Origin of the sequence: Pseudomonas sp. 2995-1 (assembly GCF_002742505.1) — a bacterium.
In the GTDB taxonomy this organism is placed as follows: domain Bacteria; phylum Pseudomonadota; class Gammaproteobacteria; order Pseudomonadales; family Pseudomonadaceae; genus Aquipseudomonas; species Aquipseudomonas sivasensis.
Map to the genome: position 1 here is coordinate 94,505 of NZ_LJSA01000368.1, position 18,589 is coordinate 113,093.

The 18,589-nt window shown below is 60.9% G+C and carries 12 protein-coding genes and 1 pseudogene; 2 read left to right on the forward strand and 11 right to left on the reverse strand.

What is annotated here, in order from left to right:
- Nucleotides 1-69: 69 nt before the first annotated feature.
- Together kynA and kynB are read right to left on the reverse strand one after the other, a co-directional pair.
- The gene (kynA, locus tag AOA61_RS17210; RefSeq protein WP_032885570.1) at nt 70-927 is read right to left on the reverse strand and encodes a tryptophan 2,3-dioxygenase; all 858 of its coding nucleotides are present in this window, start codon (nt 925-927) and stop codon (nt 70-72) included.
- Nucleotides 924-1,574 (reverse strand): arylformamidase, encoded by a 651-nt coding sequence (gene kynB, locus AOA61_RS17215; RefSeq protein ID WP_099602220.1) that lies wholly within the window; start codon nt 1,572-1,574, stop codon nt 924-926. The genes kynA and kynB overlap by 4 nt, the downstream gene beginning before the upstream one ends.
- Nucleotides 1,575-1,959: 385 nt before the next feature.
- Here kynB and AOA61_RS17220 point away from each other — a divergent pair, with 385 nt between their 5' ends.
- Nucleotides 1,960-2,304 (forward strand): cupin domain-containing protein, encoded by a 345-nt coding sequence (locus AOA61_RS17220; RefSeq protein WP_032885568.1) that lies wholly within the window; start codon nt 1,960-1,962, stop codon nt 2,302-2,304.
- A 335-nt stretch (nt 2,305-2,639) separates the two neighbouring features.
- On the opposite strand, the pseudogene AOA61_RS17225 reads toward AOA61_RS17220, so the two are convergent.
- From AOA61_RS17225 to AOA61_RS17240, 3 genes and pseudogenes are all read right to left on the reverse strand, one after another.
- Nucleotides 2,640-2,795 (reverse strand): annotated as a pseudogene (locus AOA61_RS17225) (NAD-binding protein); the annotation flags it as partial.
- Nucleotides 2,796-2,964: 169 nt separating this feature from the next.
- Entirely contained in the window at nt 2,965-3,852 is an 888-nt protein-coding gene (gene mmsB, locus AOA61_RS17235) for a 3-hydroxyisobutyrate dehydrogenase (protein ID WP_032885567.1), read from the reverse strand.
- A 14-nt stretch (nt 3,853-3,866) separates the two neighbouring features.
- On the reverse strand, nt 3,867-5,384 hold the full coding sequence (locus AOA61_RS17240; protein WP_032885566.1) for a CoA-acylating methylmalonate-semialdehyde dehydrogenase: 1,518 nt from the start codon (nt 5,382-5,384) through the stop codon (nt 3,867-3,869).
- 133 nt (nt 5,385-5,517) lie between these two features.
- On the opposite strand from AOA61_RS17240, the gene AOA61_RS17245 reads away from it, so the two are divergent.
- Nucleotides 5,518-6,465: a LysR family transcriptional regulator gene (locus AOA61_RS17245; RefSeq protein ID WP_095186354.1), complete on the forward strand. Its 948-nt coding sequence runs from the start codon at nt 5,518-5,520 to the stop codon at nt 6,463-6,465.
- 415 nt (nt 6,466-6,880) lie between these two features.
- Here the strand turns inward: AOA61_RS17245 and AOA61_RS17250 are convergent, their stop codons facing one another.
- The 6 genes from AOA61_RS17250 to recC are packed head-to-tail and all read right to left on the reverse strand — an operon-like array spanning nt 6,881 to nt 18,440.
- Nucleotides 6,881-7,372: an OmpA family protein gene (locus AOA61_RS17250; RefSeq protein ID WP_099602221.1), complete on the reverse strand. Its 492-nt coding sequence runs from the start codon at nt 7,370-7,372 to the stop codon at nt 6,881-6,883.
- Nucleotides 7,373-7,376: 4 nt separating this feature from the next.
- A complete protein-coding gene (locus AOA61_RS17255; protein ID WP_099602222.1) occupies nt 7,377-8,639 on the reverse strand; it encodes a diguanylate cyclase in 1,263 nt (420 codons plus the stop codon).
- Nucleotides 8,636-9,202 carry a YfiR family protein gene (locus tag AOA61_RS17260; RefSeq protein ID WP_032885562.1) on the reverse strand — a complete coding sequence of 189 codons (567 nt, stop codon included), beginning with the start codon at nt 9,200-9,202 and terminating at the stop codon, nt 8,636-8,638. The genes AOA61_RS17255 and AOA61_RS17260 overlap by 4 nt, the downstream gene beginning before the upstream one ends.
- A gap of 12 nt (nt 9,203-9,214) precedes the next feature.
- Nucleotides 9,215-11,320: an exodeoxyribonuclease V subunit alpha gene (recD, locus tag AOA61_RS17265; RefSeq protein ID WP_099602223.1), complete on the reverse strand. Its 2,106-nt coding sequence runs from the start codon at nt 11,318-11,320 to the stop codon at nt 9,215-9,217.
- Entirely contained in the window at nt 11,317-14,991 is a 3,675-nt protein-coding gene (gene recB / locus AOA61_RS17270) for an exodeoxyribonuclease V subunit beta (RefSeq protein WP_099602224.1), read from the reverse strand. The genes recD and recB overlap by 4 nt, the downstream gene beginning before the upstream one ends.
- On the reverse strand, nt 14,988-18,440 hold the full coding sequence (gene recC / locus AOA61_RS17275; RefSeq protein ID WP_099602225.1) for an exodeoxyribonuclease V subunit gamma: 3,453 nt from the start codon (nt 18,438-18,440) through the stop codon (nt 14,988-14,990). The genes recB and recC overlap by 4 nt, the downstream gene beginning before the upstream one ends.
- Nucleotides 18,441-18,589 lie beyond the last annotated feature (149 nt).

The window sequence follows — 18,589 nt, forward strand, 5'->3', positions numbered from 1 at the left end:
GGGGGCAAGCCCCCTCCCACATTTGATTGCATTGCAAATGAAAAGCCCCGGTAATCCGGGGCTTTTTGTTTACAGCGTGGAGCGCACTCGCCACAACTCGGGGAACAGCACGGTGTCGAGCATCTTGCGCAGATACCCCACGCCTTCGGTGCCGCCAGTACCGGGTTGGAAACCGATGATGCGCTCAACGGTGGTCACATGCCGGAAGCGCCACTGGCGGAACGAATCTTCCAGATCGATAAACTTTTCAGCCAACTGATACAAATCCCAATAACGGCTCGGATCGCGATACACCTCGCGCCACGCCGCCTCCACCGACTCATCGTGAACGGTGGCCGCCGTCGGGTCGCGCTCGGCGCGTTGGGGATCAATCGCAAGGCCCGCCTTGGTCATCAAGTTGATCGCTTCGTCATACAGCGACGGCGTGGCAATCGCCACTTTCAACTCGTTCAACAACTCCGGCCGATGGGCGTGAGGCCGCAACAGCGCCGCGCTTTTATTGCCGAGGATAAATTCGATCTCGCGATACTGGAACGACTGGAACCCGGACGATTGCCCCAGGAACGGACGAATCGCTTTGTATTCCGAAGGCGTCATGGTCGCCAGCACGGCCCAGGCGTGCACCAGTTGGTCAAAGATCCGCGACACCCGCGCCAGCATCTTGAACGCTGGCGGCAACTCGCCCAGTCGCACATGCTCACGGGCGGCCTTGAGTTCGTGGAGCATCAGTTTCATCCACAGCTCAGAGGTCTGGTGCTGGATGATGAAGAGCATTTCGTTGTGGTCCGGCGACAGCGGGTGCTGGGCGCTGAGGACTTTGCCCAGGTCCAGGTAGTCGCCGTAGCTCATGGACTCGGAAAAATTCAGCTCGGCGTTATGCCATTCTTCCGGCGGTTGGTAATCAGCAGAGAAGGGACATTGGCTCATCGCGTGGGCTCCTTGAGCGGACGGAGAATAGCGCGGACCGGGCTGGCGTCCAGGTTGGCAAAGCGCAGCGGCAGCGCAATCAGTTCGTAGTCGCCTTCCGCTACCTCGTCGAGCACGATGCCTTCGAGAATCGCCATCCCATGCCGGGCCACGGCGTTGTGGGAATCCATGGTCTTGGACTGTTGCGGATCCAGCGAGGGCGTGTCGATACCGATCAGGCGCACGCCCAGGCTGGCGAGCAGCTCAATGGTTTGCGGCGCGATGGCGGTGAAATTCGAATCCCATTCGGTCAGCGGCGCTTGTGGATAAGTACGCAGCAGCACACGCTCCGGCAAGTTATCCACACGGCCTTCTAATTGATGCGGTTGCACCAGCGCGCCGCTGCCGAGGCAATGCAGCACCCGACACGGGCCCATGTACACATCCAACGACACGTCACCGATGGGTGCACCGTCCGCGCTGTAGTGCAGCGGCGCATCCACGTGGGCGCCGGTGTGCGGCGACAAGGTAATGCGCCCTACATTCACCGGGCACTCCGGGCCGAACTGCCACACGCGCTCTTCCTGGAACGGCGTATCACCCGGCCAGGTCGGGGTCGCCGTACTCAAGGGCGGGCTGATATCCCACCACGTTTTTATTGGGTTCATTTAAAGGCTCTCGGCGGTTACTGGGGTGAATGATACGAGGGCCAGGGCTGAATTTTCTTGCGAATTCCTGCGCCAAGCGGGAAATCTTTCGCACTTACTGCGAGGAAATTACTTATTTACGCTCAGAAGTGTCGCCTGGCCACGGTGGAGCTGCCACCAAGGATTAATGTGGGAGGGGGCTTGCCCTCGATGGCGGTGGGTCAGTTGACACAGGTGCAGGCTGACCCGGCGCCATCGGGGGCAAGCCCCCTCCCACATTGACTGCACATGGCCTGATGAGTCGCATTCACCTGCGCTTCTGGGCATCCCGATGTCGAGTTCAGACCACTGGCGCAACGCACAAGGCCTTAGGGTGCATCTTCCCATTACCTGCCTCGGAGCCATCATGTCCACGCCCATTACCGTACTGCGCGACACCCATCCCCTGCCGGTCCTGGATGCCTGCAAATGGGAAAAACTCGAAGGCGATCCGCACACCGTCAACCTCAACGCCTACACCAGCGAAGACGGCAGCAAGATCATGGGCACCTGGATCTGCACCCCGGGCAAGTGGTACGTGGATTATGTGAAGTGGGAGTACTGCCACTTCCAGGAAGGCTACTGCATCATCACCCCTGAAGGGATGGAGCCGATTCACCTGCGGGCTGGGGATATTTTTGTGGTAGAGCCGGGGATGAAGGGGACATGGGAAGTGGTCGAGACGGTGCGCAAGTATTTTGTATTCGCCTGAGGTTTTTGTGGTGCACCGGTTTACCGAGCTGAGCCACTTATTGAGGTGCTCCGGTTTACCGAGCTGACCCACTTATTGTGGTGCTCCGGTTTACCGAGCTGAGCCACTTATTGTGGTGCTCCGGTTTACTGAGCGGAGCCACTTATTGTGGTGCTCCGGTTTACTGAGCGGAGCCACTTATTGTGGTGAGCGGGCTTGCTCCGCGCTGGGCTGCGAAGCGGCCCTGACGACAAACGCCGCATTCTTTCTGAAAGAATGCGGCGTTTTCATTGGGGCCGCTTCGCAGCCCGGCGCGGGACAAGCCCGCTCACTACAATTGCCGTCCCACTGGTGGGTTATTTGGGCTTGCGATAGCTGTTGATAATCGCCGAGAAGTCCTGCCCCCCTTCCCCACGCTGACTCATCGATTGATACAACTGCTGAGCCACTGCACCCAAAATCACGGGTTGTTTCGCCTGGCGAGCCGCTTCAGTAGCCATGCCCAAATACCGAGCTGAGCCACTTATTGTGGTGAGCGGGCTTGCCCCGCGCTGGGCTGCGAAGCGGCCCTGACAACAAACGCCGCATTCTTTCTGAAAGAATGCGGCGTTTTCATTGGGGCCGCTTCGCAGCCCGGCGCGGGGCAAGCACGCTCACTACAATTGCCGTCCCACTGGTGGGTTATTTGGGCTTGCGATAGCTGTTGATAATCGCCGAGAAGTCCTGCCCCCCTTCCCCACGCTGACTCATCGATTGATACAACTGCTGAGCCACTGCACCCAGAATGACGGGTTGTTTCGCCTGGCGAGCCGCTTCGGTAGCCAGGCCCAAATCCTTGAGCATCAGGTCGGCACCAAACCCGCCTGTGTAACCTCGGGATGACGGCGCCGTTTCGATCACGCCCGGCCATGGGTTGTAGGTGTCCGAACTCCAGCAGCGCCCGGTGGAGCTGTTGATGATCCCGGCCAGCACTTGGGTGTCGATGCCCAGTGCATCACCCAATGCCATAGCCTCGCTGACGCCAACCATGCTGATGCCCAGCAGCAGGTTGTTGCAGATCTTGGCGATTTGCCCCGTGCCCACGTCACCGCAATGCACGATGTTGCGGCCCATCTGCGCCAGCACCGGTTGCAGGGTGGCGAACAGTTCCGGGGTGGCGCCGACCATAAAGGTCAGGGTGCCCGCTTGGGCGCCGCCCGTGCCGCCGGAGACCGGTGCATCGGCCATCACCACGCCTTGCTTGGCGGCAGCAGCGGCGACATCGCGCGCGGTCTGCGGGTCGATGGTGCTGCAATCCACTGCGGGCACGCCGTTGCCGATCCCGGCCAATACACCGTCTTCATTCAGCCAGACACTGCGCACATGGGCGGCGGCTGGCAGCATGGTAATCACCAGCTCGGCGCCTTGGGCAGCGTCACGCGGCGAGTCGCTGATGCTGCCACCCAGTTCGGCGAGTTCCTTGAGTACCGTCTGGTTCAGGTCGAACAGGTTCAGCGCGTGGCCAGCCTTGATCAGGTTGCGGGCCATGGGCGCGCCCATGTTTCCCAAGCCGATAAATGCAATCTTCATGGTCGTCTCCCGAATCAGCGCAGGTTGATGGTGGTGTTGACGCCATCGTTGACCGTGTCGTCATCGAACCAGCGGCTGGTGACGGTTTTGGTCTGGGTGTAGAACTGCACCACTTGCTTACCGTACGGGCCGAGGTCGCCGAGCTTGGAGCCACGGGAACCGGTGAAGCTGAAGAACGGCACCGGCACCGGAATCGGGATGTTGATGCCGACCTGGCCTACATCGATTTCACTCTGGAACTTACGCGCCGCCGCACCGCTTTGGGTGAACAGCCCGGTGCCGTTGCCAAACGGGTTGGCGTTGACCAGCGCGATGGCTTCATCGAGGGTGTCGACTTCCAACACCACCAGCACCGGGCCGAAAATTTCCTGGGTGTAGATCTGCATGTCGGTAGTCACGCCCGAGAACAGGGTCGGACCGACGAAGTTGCCTTGCTCGAAGCCCGGCACCTGAATGTCGCGGCCATCCAGCTCCAGCTTGGCGCCTTCTTTCACGCCGCTTTCGATCAACTCCAGGATACGGGCCTTGGCGCGCTTGGAAATCACCGGGCCGACATCCGTGCCCGCTTCACTACCGGCGTTGACCTTGAGTTTTTGCGCCAGCGCCTTGAGATCCGGCAGCCACTGTTTGGACGCCCCCACCAGCACCACCACCGAGGTGGCCATGCAACGCTGGCCCGCCGCGCCGAAACCGGCACCGACCAGAGCATTGAGGGTGTGTTCGCGGTTGGCATCCGGCAGCACCACGGCGTGGTTCTTGGCGCCCATCATCGATTGCACGCGCTTGCCGTGCTTGCCCGCCAAGTCGTAGACGTGGGTACCGACGGCCGTCGAACCGACGAAGGAAACGGCCTTGATGTCTTTATGGGTGCACAGCGCATCCACCACAGCCTTTCCGCCGTGCACCACGTTCAGCACGCCAGGCGGCACACCGGCTTCCAGCGCCAACTCCACCAGCAGTAGGGTCGACAGCGGGTCTTGTTCGGACGGTTTGAGGACGAAGGTATTACCGCAGGCGATGGCCATCGGGAACATCCACAGCGGAATCATTGCCGGGAAGTTGAACGGGGTAATGCCGGCACACACGCCGATGGGCTGACGCAGGGTGTAAGTGTCGACACCACCCGCGACGTTCTCGGCGAACTCGCCCATTTGCAGGGTGCCGATGGAACAGGCGTGCTCCACCACTTCCAGGCCACGGAAAATGTCGCCCTCGGCATCGGCAATGGTCTTACCCTGCTCGGCGCTGAGGACTACGGCGATGCGTTTGGAATGCTCGCGGATCAAGGCTTGTAGCTTGAGCATAATGCGCATGCGCGCGCCGATCGGCGTCAGCTTCCAGGTCTGGAAGGCGCGATGGGCTGCATCGATGGCGGCGTTGACTTCATCGGCCGTGGCGAACGGGACTTTGGCCAGCACTTGCTGGGTAGCCGGGTTGACGATGTCTTGCCACTCGGTGGTCTTGGACTCGACCCACTCGCCGTTGATCAGCAACTTGACCTGTTGCACGGAAATATCGGCAGATGCGTTCATGTGGTCTCCAAATCTTATATTTATGCTAGAGAACCAAGGCGTTGAATCGCCTTGAAGAATGAGGCGTTCGGACTGTTTTTGGAGTATAGATGTGCAAATCTCTAATAAGAACGCACATAAAAGCCGGTCCAATATGCAAAAAAACATCACATCACTGGGCTCCCTGAACTGGGACGACCTGAAGTTTTTCCTAGAAGTGGCCCGCACGCGCAAGGCCAGCGTGGCCGCCAAACGCCTGGCGGTGGACTACACCACCGTGTCGCGGCGCATCAGTTCACTGGAAGTGTCCCTCGGCACGTTGCTATTCGAAAAATCCCGGACCAACGGCTTCGTCCTGACGCCCGAAGGTCAGCGTCTGCTGGGTTACGCCGAGTCCATCGAAAGCACCCTGCACATGGCCTGCGAGCAAGTCTCGGGCTCCGGCGTTGCACTGTCCGGCCATGTACGCATGGGCTGCACCGAAGGCTTTGGCAGCTTTTTCGTGACCCCGCAGTTGAGCCACTTTGTCGACACGTATCCCGCGATCTCGGTAGACATCCTGCCCCTGCCCCACTTCATCAGCCTGTCCAAACGCGAAGCCGACATCGTCATCGCCCTGGAACGCCCGGAACACGGACCCTACGTGTGCTGCAAACTGTGCGACTACAAGCTGCAGCTGTATGCGACCCAGGAATACCTCGACCAACACCCGCCCATCCGCAAACCCGCGGATTTGGCCGAGCATCCGTTTATCAGCTACGTGGACGACCTGGCGTTCAGCTCCGAGCTGCTTTACCTGGCCAACGTAGTGCCCGGCGCCAGCGCCAGCCTGCGCAGCACCAGCGTGATTGCGCAGTACGTGGCCGCGCAGCAGGGCCGGTCGATGGCGATCTTGCCGTGCTTTCTGGCAGCGCAAGATCCACGGTTGTTGCCCGTGCTGGGGGAGCAGATTGCGATTACGCGGCAGTTCTGGATGTATTGCCGGGAAGATTTGAGGAAGCTGAAGCGGATTACGTTGTTGTGGGATTACATCAGGGAAGTGACGGAGCAGAACCAGGGGTTGTTGATGGGGGAGACGCGGGAGATCACGTTCGCGGATTAAAGGGCCTGCGCCGAAGATTTTCTTTAAGAAGCGGTTTGCTTACTTTTGCGCTTTTCAAAAGTGAGCCGCCGTAAGGGCGCAACCCTGAGTCGCCGTTACCGCAGCAACGGGTATGTACTCGGCCAGCATCCTGGGTCGGCTATCAGGCCGCCATCAAGACATGGGTATCTACTCATTTATCACGCGGGGAGTTTCCTGTTAGAACTCAGCGGCTGGTTTTGGGGCCGCTTCGCAGCCCAGCGCGGGGCAAGCCCGCTCACCACAGAGTTAGGTGTCAGCCTTTGGGAGTTAGGTAGAGGCCTATGCCCCGATAGCAGTGGATCAGTCAAAAATGCATCAACTGATACTCCCTCATCGGGGGTAAGCCCTCTCACACATTTGATTGCATCGCAAAGTGCTGTCGCGCTGAGTCCAGTCAGTCGGCGATGACTACAATCGACACCCGTCGATTCTCGGTGCGCCCCGCCGCTGTCGCGTTAGACGCGACGGGCTCAGCACTGCCCAGCCCGCGCAGTTGGATGTTTTCTTCTTTCATGCCCACGCCTTGCAGCACCGTCGCCACGCTTTTCGCGCGGCGCAGGGACAGTTGCTGGTTGTAGGTTTCCTTGCCCGAGGTGTCGGTGTGGCCGTCAACGCGCACGCGTTCGATGCCCACGCCCAGCAAGGCCTTACCGATGCGCTGCACGATATCGGTGCTGGGTTGGTTGAGGGTTTCTACGTCGCTGCCAAACAGGACTTTGCCCGACAGGCCGAATGCCCAGCCTTCGTCGGTGAGTTCGAAACCCTGTTGTTTGAGGACTGCGACCTGCGCCGGGCTCAGGCCTTTGGGTGGGGCTGTCTGGCACCCGCCGAGGGCGAGAAAGGCCACGAGCAACGAGATAAGTAAAAAGCGCGCGCTAGAAAACAAGGGATCAACTCCTGTGTTGAACATTGGCGGTAGAGTGCTCCGACTCTGCCGTTTGCTGGCCGCCCTGGGAAAACCGTTTGGCCTGGTACATCGCCGCATCGGCGGCATTGAGCAAGGTGCCGGGGGTGACACCGTGTTCGGGGTAGATGGCGATACCAATACTGAGGGAGGTAAACACCTGGGTGTCGCCAGGCACGGCAATCGGCGTGTCCATGCTGGCGATGATCTTGTCGGCGATGCGCTGGGCGTCTTCGACCTTGTGCAGCGGCGCCAGCAGGATGGCGAACTCATCGCCGCCCAGGCGTGCTACCAGGTCGTCTTCTCGCAGTTGCGCACGTACGCGCTCGGCGACGGCCACGAGCACGGCATCCCCTGCCGCATGTCCAAAGCTGTCATTGATCTCTTTGAAGCGGTCGCTGTCGAGGTAAAGCACCGCCAATTGTTCCTTGGCCTTGGCAGCGCTGCGCAGGGCACGGATCAACCGGCCTTCGAAGAACGCACGGTTGGGCAAGCCGGTAAGGCTGTCATGGTTGGCCTTGTGTGCGAGGGTTTCGTTTTCGCTTTGCAGGTGGCTTTGCCAGGCTTCCATCTCGCCAAGCAAAGCATTGAAGTCGCTGCCCAGGCTATCGAGTTCGGCGATGCGCGCCGGCGGCACGCGACGGTCGAAGTCGCGTTCGCAGCGCGCGGCGTGGGCCACGGCGGCGAGGCTTTGCAGCGGCCCGGTGATGCCCTTCAGCAAACGGCGCGCGAGGTGCAGGGCAACCCAAGCGCTGAGAGCGGTACAGATTAGGATCCCCGCCAGACCACTGAGTAGAAAGCGCAGCAGGCTGCCACCGTGGCCGGTCAGGTGGATGCTACCGATGGTCCGCCCCTGGTGCAGGATCGGCTGATTGATGGGCTGTTCAAGCAGGGTATGCGCCAGTGCCAGTTCAACCCGAGAGAGCATGCCGGTTTCCGGGCGTTCCCAATGCGCCAACAGCCTGCCGCTGGCGTCGAACACATCGGCCTGGGCCACTTCTTCAGTTGAAGCAATCAGGCTAAGGGCTTCGGTGGCCGCAGCGCGGTCGTTGAACACCACCGCCGCTTCGACGGTGTAATTGATGGAACGCGCGATCAGGTGCAGGTTGTGTTCGGCGTAGACCCGCAGCGCCAAGACGCCGAGCAGGGTCAGGGACACGCTGGCCAGGGTCACCGCTACCAGCGCCAGGATCATATGCCCGCGGCCGATAACGGAGCGCAGAGTGGGTCGCACAGTCACGGCTGTCATGAGGCCGGCGCCCGACGACGGGACAGTTGCAGCACGCTGGGGTGAATACGCACACCGCTACGCGCCACCGAGTCGAGGTTGACCTCAAACGACACCTGCTCATCGCCCACGCGCAGGCAGAACAGGCTGCCCACGGTGCACTGGTCACCGCCTTCGCTGATGCTGAGCACTGGATGGCCGATCAACGAGTCAAACAGGCGGCTGCGTTCGTCAGTGCTGAGTTTGCCGATGTACACGGCATCGCAGGCGTTGACGACATCGGGGTGGTCGACCAGCAGGCGTCGCACTACAACCGGCCGACCGGTGGCTTGGGTGGTGCCCTTGATCAGATCGTCGGTGTATTGAGTCGGGCCGAGGATGCACAGGCGCAGTTGCTCAGGCTCCACGGGCCAGCGGGCATAACTGAGAATACCAAGTACCACTTGGGTGACCGCCTGGGCGCGCTGATCAGCCGGGCCCGGGGCTTCGGCAAATACGCGAGGTGCCAGCAGGCATAGAACCGCCATCAGCAGTAGGCGTCTCCAGCTCAAACTACGCTCAGTGGGCGAGACGGCCACGTTCATGCAGCGATACTCTCAGGTGTTATCGGGGTGATGCCGCAACGATAGCACAGCGTCAGATATTTCTGACTCCGGACCCAACTCCAGCATCAACCCACTCAAGCGTTTGACCTTGCGCCGCACGGCCTCCTCAAACACACCGCCACGGGGCTCGATCAGGCTGAACCAGCGTTTGGCGCGGGTGATGCCGGTGTAGATCAGTTCCTTGGTCAGCACCGGGTTCAAGGCGTCCGGCAGGATCAGCGCGGTGTGGGTGAATTCCGAGCCTTGGGATTTGTGCACGGTCATGGCGTATACGGTTTCCACATCATTCAGACGGCTGGGCAATACAAATCGCACGCCGCCTTGGCCGTCGTTACGTGGGAAAGCGACGCGCAGCACCTGAGGGCCGCCGTCACTTTCGGGCAGCTTCAGGGCGATACCGATGTCGCCGTTCATCAAGCCCAGGCCGTAATCGTTGCGTGTCATCAGCACCGGGCGACCTTCGTACCATTGCTCGTCACCCTCGATCAGCCGCACTTTGCGCAAGGCTGCAGTGATGCGCACGTTCAGCCCTTCCACACCCCAAGGGCCCTTGCGCACGGCGCAGAGCAGTTGGAACGCATCGAAGGCTTGCAGCAGTTGTTGCGCCCACTGGGTCCAGGCGAGATCGTCGCGCGGGGTTTCGAGGGCCGGACGCGCGCTGTGCAGTAAGTTGAGGTAATAGCGATAACCCTGGGCGCCATCGCCCTGCCCATCCAGCACCAGCCGTTCCAGGGCGTGGTCATGCTCACCTTTAAGGCCGACGCAGAACAGGTCGTTATGGCTACGCGCGGCCAGTAACTTGCGGGCCTCTTCGGCGTTTTGTTGGTTGACCCAGCGCGCCAATTGGCCGATGCCGCTGCCTTCGCCGAAACGCCGCGAGTAACGCAGCATCACCACTTGCTGGGCCAGAGGATGGCTGCCGTCGAGGTCCTCCAGCAGGCCGCTGGCGTCGAGGTCTTCACCGCTGACGGCTTGCAGCCATTGACGAGTCTGAGGGCTGTACCAGCCGGCTTCGGCGTCGCGGCACAAATCACCCAGTACGGCGCCGGCCTCTACCGAGGCGAGTTGGTCCTTGTCGCCTAGCAACACCAAGCGGGCATGGGGCGGTAACGCGTCCAGCAGATTGGCCATCATTTCCAGGTCGATCATCGAGGCTTCGTCCACCACCAGCACATCCAGGGGCAACGGGTTACCAAGGTGATGGCGAAAGTGCCGAGTGCCCGGACGGCTACCCAGCAAACGGTGAACCGTGGTGACCTGGGTCGGAATCTTTTCCTTCACACTTTGCGGCACTGTCAGCGACAGCACTTGCTGGCTGATGGATTCGGTCAAGCGCGCGGCGGCTTTACCGGTGGGCGCGGCCAAGCGGATACGCAACGGGCTGCCGGTTTCTACCGCTGGCGCTTGCAAGAGTGCGAGCAGGCGCACCACGGTGGTGGTCTTGCCGGTGCCGGGGCCGCCGGTGACGATGCTGAAGGCACCGCGGGTGGCCAATGCGCAGGCGAGTTTTTGCCAGTCGATCACGCCGTCGGGCGGCGGCTGGTCAAACAAGCCATTCAAGCGCTGGGGCAAATCCGCGGCGACGCTTTCCTGGGTGGCGAGACGCAAGCGCAATGCGGTGTCGATGCGCCGTTCGTAGGTCCAGTAGCGGCGCAGGTACAGGCGTGTGCCCGACAGTACCAGGGGACGACTGTGTGCCGATTCGCTGCCGTCCACCGCCAGGGCGACCAACGGGCTGGCGGCCAATGCGTGACACCAGTGGGCGCCGTCGAGGCCGTCGAGCAACTGCGACGGCAGCAGCATGGCGCCGGTTTGCAGGTCGCCTTCGGGCGGCAAGGACAATGCAAAGTCTGGCGCTTTGAGGGTTTCGAACAGATCCAGGCACACATGGCCGTGGCCCAGTTGATGGCTGGTCAGCGCCGCGGCCAGTAACACCAAAGGGTCGGCGTGTGGGTCGAGTTCGTGCAGGAAACCGACGAAGGCTTTGTCCAATGCGCGCAGCCAACCGCGGTCAACCCAACGCTCCAGCAACTGCACCAGGTCGGCGGCGCGGCTCAGGGGTTCCAGCGCCTCAAGCGGTGATGGCAACAGGCTCATAACAACACTCCTTGTTCCCAGGCGGGCTCAACCTTGGGCGGGATGGGCTTGCCCTGGAACAGCAGGTCCAGGCCTTCGATCAGCTCACGCGGCGGCCGGGTGAAAAACGCTCCTCGGCTGACGGCTTGGGTGCCCCGCAAGAACACATACAGCGCGCCACCGACGTGGCGGTCGTAGTCGTAGTCCGGCAGACGCGCCTTGAGCTGGCGATGCAGCGCCAGCAGGTAAAGGACGTATTGCAGGTCATATCGATGCTCAAGGATCGACTGCTCCATGGCTGCTTGGGTGTAGGCCAAATCGTCAGGGCCGAGCCAGTTGGATTTGTAGTCAGCCACGTAGTAGCGGCCATCGTGTTCGAAGGTCAGGTCGATAAAACCTTTGAACATGCCGTTAAGCAGCACCGGCTCGGCAGCGACACGGGAGACGCCGTTATGGGTGTACTGGCAGACCAGCTTGTCGAGGGCAAGCACGTCGACTTTGTGGCTGGCGAACCAGAATTCCATTTCGATCTGATACTGCTGCAGGCTGCTCAAGCTGACGTGGTCGTTATCCACAGGCAATGGCGTGTGCAGTAAGTGACCCAGCCAATCGCTGAGGGTGATGATCCAGCCTTCCCAGTTGCGGCGATTGCAGCGCGCACCTACAGCGTTCTCGATGGCTTGCGACGTCGCGTTGAAACCTTCTTCGCCGGCCCACTCCAGGAGGCCGTGAAGGAAGGTGCCTGGGTTAGGACCGCGTGGGAAACGGTGAATATCGCCGCCGGAAGCCGCTACTTCACGCGGTGCGTCGGGATCGAGGCGTTCGTCATCAAACAGCTTTTGCGCTTGTGGGCTTTCTGGCGCTTCGAGGTTGGCGACGCTCATGCTTTCACCCATTCGCAAGGCGCTGTAGGACGCGATCCACCAGTTTTCGGCAGCTTTGCGCTTAGGCAGCAACGGTGCGAGCAAAGTCGCTTGGTTGCGCGGCGGGTGAAACATGATCTCTTGGGCATCGGGCACGTGGGCATAGTGGATGGCCGGGCAGCCTTCCTGCAGATCCAGCAGCCAGCGCGCCAGTCCCGAAGACTCGCCCAACGAAGCTCCAGCGCCGAGCAAGTAGCCCAGCGCCGACAGGTGCAATACCGAGCTGCTGCTGTTGCCGCGCTTGAGGTCGGCAACGCCAAGCCAGCAGGCATGTTTGGCGCGGGTCAGGGCCACGTAGAGCAAACGCAGGTCTTCGGCCAGGCGCTCGTCATCGGCCTGGGCGATTAACTCAGGCGTAGGACGCAGGCTAACTTGGGACTTGCCGTGTTCATCGTGGTAATGCAGCGGTAGGCGACTGCCGTCGACCGGCTTGGCCGAACAGATGAAGGGCAGGAAGACCAGGTCGTATTCCAGGCCCTTGGATTTGTGAATGGTCACGACCTTGACCAGTTGCTCATCACTTTCCAGGCGCAGGATTTGCTCTTCCCCGGCTTGACCGGACAACGCGAGGTGTTCGGCCAAGTGGCGGATCAACGCCTGTTCACCGTCAAGTTCCGACGCGGCTTGTTGCAACAACTCGCTGAGGTGCAACAGGTTGGTCAGCACACGTTCGCCGTCGCTGCGGGCAATCAGGGTTTGCGGCAGTTTGAAGTCGTGCAGCAGACGACGCAGCATCGGCAGCACGCCTTGGGTTCGCCAGATCACGCGGTAGCCACGGAACTGCATCACGCGGCTTTCCCACGCCAGTTCGTCCTGGTTCAGACGCTCCAGTTCGGGCAGTGATAGGTTCAAGGTGACGCAAGCCAGGGCAGCCCGTAGCGGCCGCTCGACGTCCGGCTCGGCACAGGCCTTGAGCCAGGCCAGCAAGTCGTGAGCTTCCTGGGCGGCGAACACCGAATCCTTGTCGGACAGGTATACGCTGCGCACACCACGGGCGGCCAACTCGGCGCGCACCGCTTGGGCTTCCTTGCCGTCGCGCACGAGGATGGCGATGTCTGACGGCAGTACGCCTTTGAAGCTGTCATCCGGCCGTAGAAAACCGGCCGTGCCTTGCTGGCCGCCGTTGAGCAACTCGACAATCTGCGTAGCACAGGCGGCGGCCAGTTGTTGGCGGTACACCGCGTTGGACACCGGCTGGTCGGTGGGCAGGTGCCAAAGGTGCATGGCCGGTAGCGTTTGGCCGTCGACCTGCAGTTTTTCCTTGCGGCCTTGGGATAACACCGGCTGGAACGGCACCGGGTTATCGCCATTCGGCTCGCGGAACAGGAACGCGCCCCGGCCCGTTTCTGCGCGCTGGAACACATGGTTCACCGCATCGACCATCGCATGGCTGGAACGGAAGTTGGTACCCAAGGTGTGGTGGCGGCCGGTGGTGGATTGGCGGGCGCGCAGGTAGGTGTAGATGTCGGCGCCACGGAACGCGTAGATCGCTTGCTTGGGGTCGCCGATCAGGAACAGGCCACTGTCGAGGTGGTTCTCTTCGATGCGGTAAATGCTGTCGAAGATGCTGTACTGCACCGGGTCGGTGTCTTGGAACTCGTCGATCAGAGCCACCGGGAATTGCTCGCGGATCACGCTGGCCAAGCGTTCGCCACCCTCTGCCTGCAGAGCGGCATTCAGGCGGATCAGCATGTCGTCGAAGCCCATTTCTGCGCGACGGCGTTTTTCTTCTTCGAAGCGTTTACCCACCCAACCGGCAGCGTGTTGCAACACCGCGGCGTCAGGGGTTGGTAAGGCGTCGAGAGCGGCTTTGAGGCCGGCCATGGCGTCGATGCCGGGGTGCTGCGGCGGGTCGCCCTTCCATGCTTCGGCCATGCCGTCGGGGGTGAGGCGGGTGAAGCCGGTGCCGATGTCCAGTTGTTCCAAGGTTTCATCAGCGGCCCAGGCGCTGATTTTTTCGAACCAGGGCTCGAAGTAACGCGCTTGCATCTTGCGCCCGTCAACGGCTTTCGCGGCCACGGCTTGCAGGCAGATGTCACGCAGCTCTGCGGCCCATTGCTGCCAGGGCGCCTTGAGTTCTATCAGGGCTTCTCGGCGCTCCCGCAAGCAGGCATTGATCAGCTCCGCAGGTTCGCGGGTTTCATCGGTGGGCCTTTCGCTGCCGAACAGTGCGCGCACCCGAGGCATCAATGCGGCAGGACCGCCCCAGTTGTTGCGCACCCAGTTGAGCGCGTCGTCACGCATTGGGTAGCAAAACAGCCGCCAGTAGTCGCGCAGCACTTCGCCGAGCAGGTCGCTGTGGTCGGTTTCAAGGGTTTGGGTGAACAAGCTACCGCTGTCAAACGCGTGCTCGCGCAGCATGCGCTGGCACCAGCTGTGAATCGTGGAAACCGCCGCTTCATCCATCCATTGCGCGGCGATGTCCAGGCGGTTGGCGCAGGCGGGCCATTGCTCCGGGAGGTATTGCGCGCGCAGGTCAGCGATCAGCGCGTCGGGTTGTTCGATCTCATCGCGGAAGAAACGAGCGGCTTCGGCCAGACGAATGCGGATACGCTCGCGCAGTTCTTTGGTGGCGGCATCGGTAAAGGTGACGACGAGGATTTGCGGTGGTAGCAACTCGCGACCGAACCCGGCTTCATCACCACCATGACCCAGCACCAGACGCAGATACAAGGCAGAAATAGTGAAGGTCTTGCCGGTACCGGCGCTGGCTTCGATCAGTTGGCTGCCGCTCAGCGGGAAGGCCAGGGCCAAGGGTTTGCTGCTCATGCGCCGGCCTCTTCGCCTGTGAGTGATCGCCATGGGGCGTTGATCAGCGGTCGATACAAGGTTTCGCACCAGCCTTCGAATTCTTCGCTGGCAATCAAGGCTGCGTAATCGGGGAACTGCCGGGTAAGCGCCGGAGTTTCGCGGCGTTCGCCGTCGGTGGTCAGGCCGTCACCTTCATAGGCTTTGCTCGCTGCCGCCTGCGCTTTGGCCGGGTCGGTTTGGCTAAGCCAGGCGAAGGCCGTTTTGACGGCTACCGGCAGCGGTTTTCTCATTCCACTGTGCCAGGCCAGCAGTAGGTTGCTGAGGATTTCCTGGGCGACGGGCTTATCCAGCGGGGCCAGTAACAACGTATCGTCACTTGCCACTAGACCCGTGCTCAACGGTAGGCCACAGGCGCACGCCACCACATGGTTGACCCAAGGACGGATCAGTCGATGCCACTTGCGTGCCTTGATCGATCCAATGCTATTGGGGATGGTGGTGACGCTAAGCAATCCGCCATCACTGCGTCGGTGCAGGCCGCTGATCCAGCCTTCCAATGCAATGCCTTGATGCTCAAAACTGATCGGTTCGGCACCGATGTGTGGAGTAGGCCAGAGCGCCAGTAACTGTTGGTAGCGTTGCAGCAAACCCGGCAGGGGCTCGATCAATTCGTTGCGCAGGCACTCGCCAAAACCGACCATGGGCAGTAAGCCACTTCCTTGCAAACGCAGGGCCTGGGCGTTGAGGGCTTGGTCCAGGTGATCGGGTTGGGACAGCGCCGCATTCAACAGGCTATCGCTCAGGCTGTAACGTTGCAGCGCATCGAGAACGAAGGGTTCCTCATCGGCCAGCGGCACTTCGGCGGCCTCGAAGAACACTTTCAGACGCTGACTGAAGAAGTGTTTGACCGGGTTGCGTAGGAAATCTTGCAACTGGCCGAGGCTCAGGGGTTCTTCCTGATGGTGTTGTGCCAGATCATCTTGCTCAGGTGCGGCTACCTGCGCTTCGTGTAGCAACTGCCATTCGCGGGCGTAGCTGAACAGCGGATCGCCTTCGTGGAAGTAGCGGGCGCTGAAGGGTTGGAGCGGGTGTTCTTGGGTCATCGCGTCCAGCAGTGGCTTTTCTGCTTCTGCGTTATGCCAGCCGCTGGCGATATGGTCGCGCAGTTGGCCGACCAAAACAGAGGCAGGACGCTCGCTGTTATCGCGGATGCTTCGGCCGACCCAACTGATGTAAAGCTGGTCTCGGGCCGATAGCAGTGCTTCAAGTAGTAGGTAACGGTCGTCTTCGCGGCGCGAACGGTCGCCTGGGCGATAGTCGCTGCCCATCAGGTCGAAATCCAAGGGTGGTTGGGCTCGCGGGTAGTCGCCGTCGTTCATACCAAGCAGGCAAACCAGCTTGAACGGAATCGCGCGCATAGGCATCAAGGTGCAAAAATTGACAGCCCCGGCGAGGAATCGCTGGGATAGACGACCTTGGTCCAGGCCGGCGAGCCATGCTTCACGGACTACGGTGAGCGGTAACTCATCCTGTAGGCCTACTGACTCGCAGGTTACCAGCCAGGTTTCCCTTAGTTGCTCAAGCTGACCCAGCAGGTAATCGTCGTGCTCACTGCTGGGCAGGAAAAACAGTTGCATCAGGCGTTGCAAACGTTCGCCCCACTCGTGGGGAGCTGCGGGTTGGGACAGCGCCTGATGGGCATCGCCGAGTGCGTCGAGTAAAGCCACCAGCGGGCCGATTAATGCCGCATCGAGTCCGCCAATTTCGTCGTAAGGTTCAATGCCGTTACAGGCAGCACCGGTGCCGACGGCGTAACCCAGCAGCATACGGCGAAGGCCGAAACTCCAGCTGTTTTGTTCCAGCTCACTTGGCAGACCGAGGCCGGCCCGTTGTTCCGCGTTGAGCCCCCAACGGATACCGGCACCTTCAATCCAGCGGTGCAATGTGGGCAGGTCGCGCTCCTTGATGGCAAAGCGTTCACGCAAGGCCGGGACGTCCAGCAGATCAAGAATCTCGCTGACGGGAAAGCGACTGTCGGGGAGTTTGAGCAGGTGTTCGACGGCGATCAGCAGAGGGTCGCGGCCACGTTGACCTTGGTCGGTCAGGGTAAAGGGGATGAAGCGTGAATCACTTCTTTCCAACTGGCCGAAGACCGCACGAATATGCGGTGCGTAGCTGTCGACGTCGGGGACCATGACAATGATGTCCCTTGGACGAAGCGTGGGGTCGGCGCTGAAGCGTTGGAGCAGTTGGTCGTGAAGGATTTCCACTTCGCGCTGGGCGCTGTGGGCAATGTGGAAGCGAACTGAGGTGTCACGCTCCAGATCGACTGCGGGCCATAGGTCGCGGGTTTCGTTGAGTGGGCGCAGTTCGAGGATATCGTCCTGGAGCTGGTTGAGCAGTGTCGTGGGTTCGCTGTCACTGAACAGGTCGATGCGGCCATCACGAAAGGCAGCGCGGTAGCTGTTCGGGTCGTCGTAACTGTCCAGCAGACTGATGTAGTCGCGGCCTTGTTTACCCCAGGCGGCCAGCAGCGGATGGGCGTGCTGGTGCAAGGTTTGTGGGTCGATGGTGACCGGCATACCGGCTTTGCGTGATTGACGCTTGTATTCGTTACGCAGTAGATCTTTGTCGGCGACGATGTCGGACCAGTGGTGGCGACAAGGATTGTGCACGCACAGCAAGACTTGGCTGAAACGGGCAAGGCCAGCCAACGCTTCGAGCGCTTGGGCAGGCAAGGAAGAAATCCCGAAAACAATCACCCGAGAAGGCAAGCCCTTCGGCGCTTCCTCAAGAGCATTGATACGTTCGATAAAGCGTTGGTGGACGCCGGCGCGACTTTCGGCCATCCCCTCTTCCCCGACGTCCAACAGCAGTGCGCGCCATAACTCGGCTTGCCAGCAATTGGCGGGGTTAAGAGGCTTGGATTCCCCTCGACCGTTGCGCAATTGGTGGCGGCCGGCGGCCCAGTCTTCCAGCCAGTCGGCACGATAGACCTGGTATTGGTCGAACAAGTCAGCCAGACGTTCCGCGAGCTGGTAGCGTTTACGCAAGTCCGCGTCGTTCGTCAGAAAGCGCTGCAATGGCTCGAAGTGCGGCTGATCAATGAGCTCAGGAAGCAAGCGCATCAGGCGCCAAGTGAGTGGGGCTTTATCGAGCAGGGACGTGGGGGGGATTTCGTCACGACCCAAGACCATGCGATAGAGCTGCCACATGAAGCTGCCGGGGAGCTGAACATCGATCGCGGCAGCGATTCCGCAGCCGCCCATGTCGCCGTCTTCTGGGTCTTCCGCCAGGGCCAGTTTGAGCCACTGGGCAATGCCGTTGCTCTGTACCAGGGCAATTTCGTTTTCCAGGGGAGCCAGTGGGTAGCGGCGCATCCAGCTCACCACCAGGCTGCGTAGTTCGTCCAGGCGATTTCCATGAACCACCATAAATCCAGCGCTGGGGGACGTCGCATCCGGCATAACGGCTTCCTTGGGAAAAGCAAAATCGAGGCATGGACTTTAGCACTGAAGATTGCTCGGATGAGCGTCTTCGCACTTTCCGCCCGCCCAAAACAAAACCCCATCTGCTTTCGCAAATGGGGTTTCGGAATTTAATCTTGACGATGACC